The 12003-nt window shown below is 50.1% G+C and carries 8 protein-coding genes and 1 riboswitch; of the genes, 7 read left to right on the top strand and 1 reads right to left on the bottom strand.

Annotation, left to right across the window (positions count from 1 at the left end; all coding sequences use genetic code 11):
• Positions 1-24 precede the first annotated feature (24 nt).
• The 4 genes from rpoC (at position 25) to DWZ44_RS08425 (ending at position 6962) form a co-directional block, all read left to right on the top strand.
• Complete coding sequence (gene rpoC / locus DWZ44_RS08440; protein ID WP_117804635.1) at positions 25-3741, top strand: DNA-directed RNA polymerase subunit beta'; 3717 nt, start codon at positions 25-27, stop codon at positions 3739-3741.
• A gap of 129 nt (positions 3742-3870) precedes the next feature.
• Positions 3871-4104: a hypothetical protein gene (locus tag DWZ44_RS08435; protein WP_117804634.1), complete on the top strand. Its 234-nt coding sequence runs from the start codon at positions 3871-3873 to the stop codon at positions 4102-4104.
• Positions 4105-4263: 159 nt separating this feature from the next.
• Positions 4264-5490, top strand: a complete 1227-nt coding sequence (locus tag DWZ44_RS08430) for a hypothetical protein (RefSeq protein ID WP_147342469.1) — start codon at positions 4264-4266, stop codon at positions 5488-5490.
• 380 nt (positions 5491-5870) lie between these two features.
• Positions 5871-6962 carry a polysaccharide deacetylase family protein gene (locus DWZ44_RS08425; RefSeq protein WP_117804632.1) on the top strand — a complete coding sequence of 364 codons (1092 nt, stop codon included), beginning with the start codon at positions 5871-5873 and terminating at the stop codon, positions 6960-6962.
• Positions 6963-7049: 87 nt separating this feature from the next.
• Here DWZ44_RS08425 and typA read toward each other — a convergent pair whose 3' ends face one another.
• Positions 7050-8879, bottom strand: a complete 1830-nt coding sequence (typA, locus tag DWZ44_RS08420; RefSeq protein WP_055220803.1) for a translational GTPase TypA — start codon at positions 8877-8879, stop codon at positions 7050-7052.
• A gap of 405 nt (positions 8880-9284) precedes the next feature.
• Here typA and DWZ44_RS08415 point away from each other — a divergent pair, with 405 nt between their 5' ends.
• The 3 genes from DWZ44_RS08415 to dapB all read left to right on the top strand — a co-directional run bounded on the left by DWZ44_RS08415 (position 9285) and on the right by dapB (position 11983).
• Positions 9285-9914: a single-stranded DNA-binding protein gene (locus DWZ44_RS08415; RefSeq protein WP_055220802.1), complete on the top strand. Its 630-nt coding sequence runs from the start codon at positions 9285-9287 to the stop codon at positions 9912-9914.
• Positions 9915-9969: 55 nt separating this feature from the next.
• Positions 9970-10144: riboswitch (Lysine riboswitch) on the top strand.
• Between the two features lie 151 nt (positions 10145-10295).
• Complete coding sequence (gene dapA, locus DWZ44_RS08410; RefSeq protein WP_022461866.1) at positions 10296-11186, top strand: 4-hydroxy-tetrahydrodipicolinate synthase; 891 nt, start codon at positions 10296-10298, stop codon at positions 11184-11186.
• Positions 11187-11221: 35 nt separating this feature from the next.
• Positions 11222-11983 (top strand): 4-hydroxy-tetrahydrodipicolinate reductase, encoded by a 762-nt coding sequence (gene dapB, locus DWZ44_RS08405; RefSeq protein ID WP_022461865.1) that lies wholly within the window; start codon positions 11222-11224, stop codon positions 11981-11983.
• Positions 11984-12003: the final 20 nt, after the last annotated feature.

Genomic DNA, 12003 nt, shown 5'->3' with positions numbered 1-12003 from the left:
CTTTGCGAGGAAAGGGGTAATCAAATGCCAGAAACAGCAAAAAAAGAAAATTACCAGATGAGCTTTGATGCCATCAAAATAGGACTTGCCTCCCCGGAGAAAATCCGGGAGTGGTCCCATGGCGAGGTAAAAAAACCGGAGACCATCAACTACAGAACGCTGAAACCGGAAAAAGACGGTCTGTTCTGTGAAAGAATCTTCGGACCAAGCAAAGACTGGGAGTGCCATTGCGGTAAATATAAGAAAATTCGCTACAAAGGCGTAATCTGCGACCGATGCGGCGTAGAAGTAACAAAATCCAGTGTGCGCCGTGAGCGTATGGGACACATTGAGCTGGCAGCTCCGGTATCCCACATCTGGTATTTCAAAGGAATTCCGTCCCGTATGGGACTGATCCTGGATCTGTCTCCGAGAACTCTGGAAAAGGTTCTGTATTTCGCAAACTACATCGTTCTTGATGCAGGCGATACCAAATTACAGTACAAACAGGTTCTGACCGAGAAAGAATACCAGGATGCCAGAGAGGAGTTCGGAAACAGCTTCCGTGCAGGTATGGGTGCGGAATCCATCAAAGAGCTTCTGATGGCAATCGATCTGGAAAAAGAGTCTGCTGAATTAAAGGCAGGTCTTAAAGATTCTACCGGACAGAAGAGAGCCCGCATCATCAAGAGACTTGAGGTTGTTGAGGCATTCCGTGAGTCCGGAAACCGTCCGGAGTGGATGATTCTTGATGCGGTTCCGGTTATTCCGCCGGATCTGCGTCCTATGGTACAGCTTGACGGAGGACGTTTTGCAACATCCGACCTGAATGATCTGTACCGCCGTATCATCAACCGTAACAACCGTCTGAAGAGACTGCTGGAGCTCGGTGCACCGGATATCATCGTGCGCAACGAGAAACGTATGCTCCAGGAGGCAGTTGATGCCCTGATCGACAACGGCCGCCGCGGCCGTCCGGTAACCGGTCCTGGAAACCGTCCTCTGAAATCTCTGTCCGACATGCTGAAAGGTAAATCCGGCCGTTTCCGTCAGAACCTTCTTGGTAAACGTGTTGACTACTCCGGCCGTTCTGTTATCGTCGTAGGACCGGAACTGAAGATTTACCAGTGCGGTCTGCCGAAAGAAATGGCAATCGAGCTGTTTAAACCGTTCGTTATGAAAGAGCTGGTTTCCAACGGCACTGCACATAACATCAAAAATGCAAAGAAAATGGTCGAGAAACTCGAGCCGCAGGTATGGGACGTTCTCGAGGACGTCATCAAAGAGCATCCGGTTATGCTGAACCGTGCCCCTACCCTGCATCGTCTGGGTATCCAGGCGTTCGAGCCGATTCTGGTAGAAGGTAAAGCGATTAAGCTGCACCCGCTGGTTTGTACCGCATTCAACGCCGACTTCGACGGTGACCAGATGGCTGTCCATCTGCCGCTGTCTGTAGAAGCGCAGGCAGAGTGCCGTTTCATGCTTCTTTCTCCGAACAACCTGCTGAAACCGTCCGATGGTGGTCCGGTAGCCGTTCCTTCCCAGGATATGGTTCTTGGTATCTACTATCTGACACAGGAGCGTCCGGGCGAGAAGGGCGAAGGAAGCTTCTTCCGCGATATGAACGAAGCCATCCTGGCATACGAGAACGGATACATTACCCTGCAGACCAAGATTACCATCCGCTGCGAAAAAGAGATGGAAGATGGTACTGTAATGCAGCAGAACGTAAGCTCCACACTCGGAAGATTCCTCTTCAATGAGATTCTGCCGCAGGATCTGGGATACGTAGACCGTACGGTTCCGGGTAACGAGCTTGCGCTTGAGGTTGATTTCCTCGTTGCAAAGAAACAGCTGAAACAGATTCTGGAAAAAGTCATCAATACACACGGAGCTACCAAGACCGCAGAGGTTCTGGACTATATCAAGGCAACCGGATATAAATACTCCACCCGTGCAGCCATGACCGTATCCATTTCCGATATGACCGTGCCGCCGCAGAAGCCGGAGATGCTCGCCGAAGCACAGGCAACGGTAGACAAGATTACAAGAAACTTCAAACGTGGTCTGATTACAGACGAAGAGCGTTACAAAGAGGTTGTAGATACCTGGAAGAAGACCGACGATGCGCTGACAAAAGCACTGCTCGACGGACTGGATAAATACAACAACATCTTCATGATGGCTGACTCCGGAGCCCGTGGTTCCGATAAGCAGATCAAACAGCTGGCCGGTATGCGAGGACTGATGGCCGATACAACCGGACATACCATCGAGCTGCCGATCAAGTCAAACTTCCGTGAAGGTCTTCAGGTACTGGAATACTTCATGTCCGCACATGGAGCACGAAAAGGTATGTCCGATACCGCGCTTCGTACCGCCGACTCTGGTTACCTGACCCGTCGTCTGGTAGACGTTTCTCAGGACCTGATCATCCGTGAAATCGACTGTGCCGAGGGCAAGGACGAAATTCCGGGTATGTGGGTCAGCGAGTTCACAGACGGAAAAGAGCAGATCGAGAGTCTGCAGGATCGTATCACAGGCCGTTTCTCCTGCGAGACGATCAAAGACAAGGACGGCAACGTCATTGTAAAAGCAAACCATATGATCACCCCGAAACGTGCTGCCCGTGTCATCAAAGACGGCATCAACGAGAACGGTGAGCATTATACAAAAGTAAAAATCCGTACCATTCTTACCTGCCGTTCCGGTAACGGAATCTGCGCAAAATGCTATGGTGCCAACATGGCAACCGGCGAGGCAGTACAGGTTGGTGAGTCTGTCGGAATTATCGCAGCACAGTCGATCGGTGAGCCTGGTACACAGCTGACCATGCGTACCTTCCATACCGGTGGTGTTGCCGGTGGAGATATCACACAGGGTCTTCCTCGTGTCGAGGAGCTTTTCGAGGCAAGAAAGCCGAAAGGACTTGCCATCATCACCGAAATCGCCGGTGTTGCACAGATCAAAGACACCAAGAAGAAACGCGAAATCGTTGTTACCAATCCGGAAGACGGCGTATCCAAGACATACCTGATCCCTTACGGATCCCGTATTAAGATCGCAGACGGAACAGTTCTGGAAGCCGGAGACGAGCTGACCGAGGGTTCTGTCAACCCGCATGATATCCTGAAGATCAAAGGTGTACGTGCCGTTCAGGATTACATGATCCGCGAGGTACAGCGAGTTTACCGTCTGCAGGGTGTAGAAATCAACGATAAGCATATCGAGGTTATCGTTCGCCAGATGCTGAAGAAGATCCGCATCGAGGAAAACGGAGATACCGAATTCCTTCCGGGCGACATGGTAGACTTCCTGGATTACGACGAGACCAACAAAGCTCTGATCGCAGAAGGCAAAGAGCCGGCAGAAGGAAAACAGGTACTGCTTGGTATCACCAAAGCATCCCTGGCATCCGATTCCTTCCTGTCCGCAGCATCCTTCCAGGAGACCACCAAGGTTCTGACCGACGCTGCTATCAAGGGTAAGGTTGACCATCTGGTGGGCTTAAAAGAGAACGTTATCATCGGTAAACCGATCCCGGCCGGTACCGGTATGAAGTGTTACAGCAACATTCATCTGAATACCGACAGCATGATCGAGGAAGAAGAGGACGAGGATCTGATTCTGACCGAAGATCTTGAGGACGATGCTCCGGCAGCAGAAGCTCCGGTTGAAGAACCGTCAGCTGAAGAGGAAGAGCCGATGCTTGACTTCGACTTTGAGGAAATGATTCCGTCAAAGGATGATACCGAGGAGTAAACCCTTTCAGGTTAAAAAATAAATATGTCATTTGTGGAAAGCAGAGAATTTCCGGTTCGCCGGGGTCTCTGCTTTCCTTGTATTTTCGGGAGCATTTTGTTACAATGGAGACAGAAAAGAGGGAAGCCTATGTGGATAAAAAAATTACCTGGCATCGTGGCAAATGCGGCGGTACTGATTCTGAATGTGTTTGCGATTCTGATGATCGTGGGGCTGTTTCTTCATCAGGGAACGACGGGGGAGCGTGTGAAAGAGACGATTACGCGTTTTTCCACGACGTCGCAGGAGTATTATGCGGAAGGCGAGGCATACAGCCAGACGAGTGACCGGGTGCATACGTATTCGGTGGAAGAAACAAGGTAATTATTCAGAGCCCCATCTCGATTCCGCTTACGCTGCATCTCGATGTGGCTTGTCGCCATATGAAATTCCAGAAAAAACTGCTCATTCATGCAAGCATGATTCGCAATTTTTTCTTCCATTTCGCATGGCTCTGAATAATTACCAAATAAAGAGGAAAAGATGAGGAAAACTATGCTCCAAGAGTGGAAAAGAAAAGGAAAAAAATTCCGCCATGTGGAAAAAGATGGAGAAGAGACGACGGAGCTTTCTGTGAAAATACGGGCGGCAAAATTTCGTGATCTGCCGATGAGTCTGCGGATTCTGATCGTGAATCTCAGTCTGTTTCTGATTCTGTGCGCCGTATTTTTTATGGCAGGCGCGTATCTGTATGCGCCGCAGGCGGCAGGACGGAATTACGTGGAAGCATGCCTGGCAGGAGACTGGAACAGTGCATACGATGTATGCCAGTTCCCGGACAGCACGTTTCTGTCGCGGAAGAACTACGTCAATGCAATGACCTGGAAAGCAAAACAGGACGGCACTGACGGGCAGGGAACACCGGAGATCAAGAGCTTTTTCATGCGCAGAAAACAGAATCTTGAGACCGGGGAAAACAGGATTTATACTGTGCGGTACACGTTAAAAGGCATGAGCGACTCGCAGGAAGAAACATTGGAGATCGCCGCCGGGGATACCGTAAAATGGAACTTCAAAGAGTGGTACGTTGTGCCGAAAGACAGCTGCGTGACGGATGTCGAAATCACCGTCCCGGCGGATGCCTCGTTCTATCTGGACGGCGTGCAGGTCGGGAAAAAGTATTTAAAAGAGACGGCAGATAACGTCAGCATCTACAAAATCCCGTATCTCTTCCTCGGCGGCCACACCATTGAACTGACCGAAAAACAGAAAGACCCATACCGCGAGATCGTCCTCGTGCAGGACAACAGCAGCATGGAATTCCTGCCGGATTTAAAACTCAACGATTCCACCGGCAAAACCATCGCCGACCGCGCAGAAGAGTCCCTGGACAAGGTATTCACAGCCGCAGCCGCCGGAAAATCCTTCAGCACCATCAAAAATGAATTTTCCGCCGACACCGCCGTACAGAAAACCGCCAAAGAACAGTACCAGCAGCTCTGCGATGCCTACCTGAACAGCGACACCAACACCGGAATCACCAGCATCACCGTGAGCAGCGTCTCCACAACCGTAACCAACGAATCCAACCAGATGAAGATCGAAACCAACGTGACCGCTGCGATCGAGCGACGAACCCGTTTCCTCCATTTCTTCCGCAAAACCAAAATAGAGACCGTCACCTGGAAACTCGAGTCCGTTGTGACGCTGGAAAACGAAAAATGGGTGATGGGCAGCGATTTCCTGACTAAAATAGGACATGAGGCATAAGGTGTTTGCTTCTGTTGTTCTGGCAACGTTAAAATTTTGCAGTTACTCTTAAGCAGAGAGGATAATCAGGCTGGACAGGTGGAAGACCTGTGATTTGGTGGCAAAGCACCAGAAAGAAACCAGGTTTTTTAAAAGAGAGTGACAAAGAGTGATTTTGTATCCGCTTTTACCATGGGTGCAGAGTCACTCTTTTTTTGTGACAAGATGTTAAGAAACGATAAACATTAATTTACCAGAAGTGGAAAAATGTAAGAATTTGTGCCTTGCATCTTAGGTCAGATCACGTTATGATAGTAAGTAGAAAAATGTCGAAAAACGTTTGTGTTACGATGGAAGAAAGTTCCGCAAAGGGGCGGGACGATGGAGTATAAACAGATCATATGGATAGAAAATCATTAAAACAGAGAAGAAAGCAGATGCGCCGCAGACAGATGATGCAGAAGGTATCACGGATTTCCCTGGGTGTGGTGGTCGGCCTTCTTTTTCTTGCGCTTATCTGGAAATTTGCGGGAGCGCAGCTTGCGAAAAAAGGAATTGTACTGAGTAATGACACAGCCGCAAAGACGGTGAGCGAGACGGCGCCGGAGGCGGAGGACGGATCGGGAAATGCGGGAATTAAGAAGCTTGCGGAGACCACGCCGCCGAATGAGACGCCGGGATGGCAGTACAGCTCGTCGGGCTGGTGGTACGCAACGGATGCCACAACGTACTACGTCAACGGCTGGGCAGATATCGACGGAAACCAGTACCATTTTGATTCCAATGGTTACATGGCGACCGGCTGGAAAGCGATCGGCGGAAAAGGCTGTTACTTTGATGACCAGGGTGTTTACCAGCCAGACCGCAACGGCTCGATGATGGTAGCCCTGACCTTTGATGACGGCCCAGGCGTCTATACCAGCACGCTTCTCGATACGCTGGAGCAGTACGGGGCACAGGCGACGTTCTTTATGCTCGGCAGCAATGTGGAAAAATACGGTGCAGATGTGATCCCGCGCATGGCGGCGATCGGCTGTGAGCTTGGAAACCACTCCTATGCGCATCCGAATATGAAAGAACTGAGCACCGACGACGGCCTTGCCCAGTTCCAGATGACGGATGATCTGATCGCCCAGTACAACAACGGACAGGGTGCAACTGTCATCCGTTTCCCGTATGGAAACAGCACCGATGAACTGCTCGCATCTATCGGCCGCCCGAGCATCATGTGGGATGTCGATACCCTGGACTGGCAGACAAAAAATGTACAGGCAAACATCAGCGCCGTTCTCGACAGTGTAAGCCCGGGAGACATTATCCTGATGCATGATATCCACGAGACGACCGTAGAATCGTGTGCAACGATCGTGCCGGAGCTGATCAACCGCGGGTATGAGCTTGTCACGATTCATACTCTTGCAGCGGCAAACGGCGTGGATCTTGCAGCGGGAGAGACGTATTACGGCTTCCATGGCGGAACGACAAACGAATAGAAAACAGAATAGAAAAACGACAAAGAACCGCCGGTTTACTCTCAAATCAAGAGTGAACCGGCGGTTCTTATGTCATTTTATGAAAATTTATTTCATTGCCGCTCTCTTACGAAGTCTGGAATCCAGCTCTTTCTTACGGATACGTAAGGAAACCGGAGTAACCTCAAGAAGCTCGTCCTTGTCGATGAAGTCCAGAGCCTGCTCCAGAGAAAGGATTCTCGGCGGAGTCAGACGCAGTGCCTCGTCGGAGGAGGACGTACGGGTGTTGGTCAGGTGCTTCGTTTTGCAGACGTTCAGCTCGATATCCTCGGCCTTACCGTTCTGTCCGATGACCATACCGGCGTAAACCTTCTCGCCAGGTCCGATGAACAGAGTACCGCGCTCCTGTGCGGAGTACAGACCGTAGGTAACGGACTCGCCTGCCTCGAAAGCGATCAGGGAACCCTGTTTGCGGTATTCAATGTCGCCCTTGTACGGTGCGTAATCTTCAAACTCGGTGTTCAGGATACCAGTTCCTTTGGTGGAGGTCATGAAGATTCCACGGAAACCAATCAGGCCTCGTGCCGGGATTTCGAACTCCAGACGGGTGGAACCATCGCTTGCGCGGCTCATGCCGTGAAGCTCGCCTTTACGCTCGCTGAGGAGCTGGATGACGGTACCGGAGAACTCGTCCGGAACGTCAACGTAAGCGATTTCCATTGGCTCTAATTTGCGTCCGCGCTCGTCCTCTTTGTAGATAACTTCTGCCTTACTTACTGCAAACTCATATCCCTCACGGCGCATATTTTCGATCAGGACGGACAGATGCAGCTCACCACGGCCGGAAACCTTGAAGCAGTCTGCGGAATCCGTCTCCTCGACACGCAGGGAAACGTCGGTGTTCAGCTCACGCATCAGACGGTCGCGCAGGTGGCGGGAGGTAACGTATTTACCTTCTTTACCTGCCAGCGGGCTGTCGTTTACGATGAAGTTCATGGAAATGGTCGGCTCGGAGATTTTCTGGAACGGGATGGAAACCGGGTTGTCCAGATCGCCGCAGAGAGTATCTCCGATGTGGATATCCGGGATACCGGAAACAGCAACGATAGAACCGATGCCTGCCTCAGTAACCTCTACTTTTTTCAGTCCGTCAAATTCATACAGTTTGCTGACCTTTACTTTTTTCTTCTTGGTCAGATCGTGGTGGTTGACCAGCATAACGTCCTGGTTCACGCGGATCGTTCCGTTTTCAACTTTGCCGACACCGATACGTCCAACGTATTCGTTGTAGTCGATGGTACTGATCAGAAGCTGTGTGCCAGCTTCCGGATCGCCGGTCGGAGCCGGGATGTATTTCAGGATGGTCTCGAACAGAGGAGTCATATCCTTCGGGGTATCGTTCAGATCGAGTACTGCATGACCCATCTTTGCGGATGCGTACAGAAACGGACAGTCAAGCTGTTCGTCAGATGCATCGAGGTCCATCAGAAGCTCGAGCACTTCGTCGATAACTTCATCCGGGCGTGCTTCCGGGCGGTCGATCTTGTTGATGCAGACGATAACGGACAGATCCAGCTCGAGTGCTTTTTTCAGCACGAATTTGGTCTGCGGCATAGCGCCCTCGAATGCGTCTACAACCAGAATAACGCCGTCTACCATTTTCAGAACTCGCTCAACCTCGCCGCCGAAGTCCGCATGGCCTGGGGTGTCGATGATGTTGATTTTCGTTCCTTTGTAGTAAACTGCTGTATTTTTGGAAAGAATGGTGATTCCACGCTCACGCTCGATATCGTTCGAGTCCATGACACGTTCCTGAACCTCCTGATTGGCACGGAAAACGCCGCTCTGTTTCAGAAGCTCGTCTACCAGTGTAGTTTTACCATGATCGACATGGGCGATGATGGCAACGTTTCTTACATCTTCTCTCGTTGTTTTCATTTCTTCATTCCTCTTCCTATGGGTTGACCCTGCCGGGTTCAATTTTTCAAAATTTCAAGCCGGCCGGGAATGTTTATCACAGCACAAAGGCAGGTGCCTTGCCGTTTTGTCTCTGCTGGATGCCTGCCTATCTGAACTATTATAGCACAGAACAGAGAAAAAAAACAGGGAAGATGTGACATTTTTTGTATTGCAATGGTAGAAAATACGAAGCATGTGGTGCGGTTTTTACAGAAACATATACAAAAAATTGGGCAGAATGCTGATTTGAATAGAAATAAAAAAATCTGGAAAAAAGTGGTTCTGAAAAAGAAATGTGGTTCATACATTAGGATTATAGATCAGCAAAGTACCGATCAGAAATCAATATTCAGAAAGAAAAGACAAAGGAAGGGGATTTTCATTATGGCAGACAAGATGATTGAAAACAATCAGGTGGTTATCATGGGAGAGATTGTCTCCCCGTTTACATTCAGCCATCAGGTATTCGGAGAGGGCTTTTACCTCGTCGATGTGATGGTCAAGCGGTTGAGTGAATCGCAGGACATCATTCCGGTGATGGTCTCCGAGCGGCTGGTGGACGTATCACAGGATTACCAGGGTGAGTGGATCTGCATCAGCGGTCAGTTCCGGTCCTACAACCGCCACGAGGAGAAGAAGAACCGTCTGGTACTCTCCGTATTTGCGCGGGAATTAAGCTTCGTGGAGGAAGAGGACGATTCCGTCAAATCCAACCAGATTTACCTCGATGGATACATATGTAAACCGCCGGTCTACCGGAAAACACCTCTGGGAAGAGAGATCGCCGACCTTCTGATCGCGGTCAACCGTCCGTATGGAAAATCAGATTATATCCCGTGCATCTGCTGGGGACGGAATGCGCGGTATGCCTCTGCGTTTGCCGTGGGCGGCCACGTTCTCATCTGGGGACGGATCCAGAGCCGGGAATATATGAAGCGGCTGAGCGAGACGGAAATGGAAAAGCGGACCGCATATGAGGTTTCGGTGAGCAAGCTGGAATATAGTGAGAGTTAAAGCGCGATCCGCTGTTGACAAGAAAATTTAATGATGCTATAGTAAAAGCAGAACTGAAGTGGATAGAGGTCGCATTACTTCAAGAGTACCTTTTCGGATGCCTCAGCAGCAAAAGAAGAAGAGGAAAAGGGAAGAATGCCGAAGGACATCCGGCGCTGAACCGGTATGCTCCTGGGCGCAGGTTGAAAAAATCTGCGACTGTCATCGAGAGATGGAGAGCTATCTGATCATAGATACTGCGTATGTGTGAATTTGGAGGCGATCTTATCTGGGATGAGGCGCCTCTTTTTTTAACGGAAAGTGAAATTTTCCGTGGGAGATAAGCTCCGGCGACTGATTTCTTATGGTTTTATCTGACACAACATACAGGAGGAAAAGAGAATGTCTATTTTTAAAGGTGCAGCTGTTGCAATTATCACACCGATGACCGAAACACAGGAAGTGAATTACGAAAAACTCGGAGAACTGATTGAGGAGCAGATCGCCGGCGGAACCGACGCCATCGTTATCTGCGGAACCACCGGTGAGGCTTCGACCCTGTCCCATGAGGAGCATCTGGATGCCATCAAATATACCGTGGAAAAAGTAAATCACAGAATCCCGGTAATTGCAGGAACCGGCTCCAACAGCACGGAGACAGCAATTTATCTGTCTCAGGAAGCAGAAAAATACGGCGTGGACGGACTTCTTCTCGTTTCTCCGTATTACAATAAAGCAACACAGAAGGGCCTGATTGCACACTTTACCGCAATCGCAGACAGCGTCAAAGTGCCGGTCATCCTTTACAACATTCAGGGCAGAACCGGCGTAAACATTGCACCGGAAACGATCGTCTATCTGTTCAACAACGTTGAGAATATCGTTGCAGTCAAAGAGGCTTCCGGAAACATTTCCCAGGTCGCAAAAATTATGCAGCTGACCGATGGAAAGATCGATCTGTACTCCGGAAACGACGATCAGGTTGTGCCGATCCTTTCCCTTGGCGGAAGCGGTGTAATCTCCGTTCTTTCCAACGTAGCACCGCGTGAGACCCACGACATGGTACAGAAATTCCTCGACGGCGATGTGGCCGGATCCAGAGAAATCCAGCTGAGAGCACTGCCGCTCATCGATGCGCTGTTCTGCGAAGTAAACCCGATTCCGGTAAAAGCAGCGCTGAACCTGATGGGCAAAGAAGTTGGACCGCTTCGTCTGCCGCTGACCGAGATGGAGCCGCAGAACCAGGAGCGCCTGGCAAAGGCTATGAAAGATTTTGGAATCAAACTGGCTTAAGTTAAGAATACACGAAGTAAAGAAGGAAAAAGACAATGGTTAAAATTATTATGCATGGCTGCAACGGCCATATGGGACAGGTCATCACCGGCCTGGTAAAAGAAGATGCAAATGCAGAAATCATAGCCGGAATCGATATGAACGACAACGGCCAGAACGATTATCCGGTATTCAAAAGCCTGGCAGAATGCGATGTTCCGGCAGACGTAGTCGTTGACTTTTCTTCCTACAAGGCAGCCGACGCACTGCTCGATGCCTGCAAGGAGAAAAAACTTCCACTCGTCCTCTGCACCACAGGCCTCACCGAGGATCAGCTCAAAAAAGTGCAGGAGACCAGCAAAGAAATCCCGGTTCTCCGCTCTGCAAATATGTCCCTTGGTGTGAATACGCTGATGAAACTGGTACAGGCAGCTGCAAAAGTGCTTGCCGAAGCAGGCTTTGATATGGAAATCGTGGAGAAACACCACAAACTGAAATGCGATGCCCCGAGCGGAACGGCCATCGCCCTGGCTGACAGCCTGAATGAGGCAATGGACAACCAGTACCACTATGTTTATGACAGAAGCCAGCGCCACGAGCAGCGTGATCCGAAGGAAATCGGAATCTCTGCCGTACGCGGCGGCACGATCGTCGGAGATCACGATGTCATCTTCGCAGGACCGGACGAGGTTGTTATCCTTTCCCACAGGGCATATTCCAAAGGAGTTTTCGGAAAAGGAGCTGTAGAGGCTGCAAAATTCCTGGCTGGAAAACCGGCTGGCATGTATGACATGCAGGATGTCATTGCTGCGAAATAAGGCAGAAACAGGGAAAAAGT

The sequence above is a fragment of the Blautia sp. AF32-4BH genome, assembly GCF_003460565.1.
Classification (GTDB): Bacteria; Bacillota; Clostridia; order Lachnospirales; family Lachnospiraceae; genus Fusicatenibacter; species Fusicatenibacter saccharivorans.
Note: the sequence above shows the minus strand (reverse complement) of the source record. Positions and strands in the feature narration are given on the sequence as shown.

What these genes read in the sequence shown, in the direction of transcription:
- rpoC (WP_117804635.1), top strand. Translation starts at nt 25, where the DNA reads ATGCCAGAAACAGCAAAAAAAGAAAATTACCAGATGAGCTTTGATGCC.
- DWZ44_RS08435 (WP_117804634.1), top strand. Translation starts at nt 3,871, where the DNA reads ATGTGGATAAAAAAATTACCTGGCATCGTGGCAAATGCGGCGGTACTG.
- DWZ44_RS08430 (WP_147342469.1), top strand. Translation starts at nt 4,264, where the DNA reads ATGAGGAAAACTATGCTCCAAGAGTGGAAAAGAAAAGGAAAAAAATTC.
- DWZ44_RS08425 (WP_117804632.1), top strand. Translation starts at nt 5,871, where the DNA reads ATGGATAGAAAATCATTAAAACAGAGAAGAAAGCAGATGCGCCGCAGA.
- typA (WP_055220803.1), bottom strand. Translation starts at nt 8,879, where the DNA reads ATGAAAACAACGAGAGAAGATGTAAGAAACGTTGCCATCATCGCCCAT.
- DWZ44_RS08415 (WP_055220802.1), top strand. Translation starts at nt 9,285, where the DNA reads ATGGCAGACAAGATGATTGAAAACAATCAGGTGGTTATCATGGGAGAG.
- dapA (WP_022461866.1), top strand. Translation starts at nt 10,296, where the DNA reads ATGTCTATTTTTAAAGGTGCAGCTGTTGCAATTATCACACCGATGACC.
- dapB (WP_022461865.1), top strand. Translation starts at nt 11,222, where the DNA reads ATGGTTAAAATTATTATGCATGGCTGCAACGGCCATATGGGACAGGTC.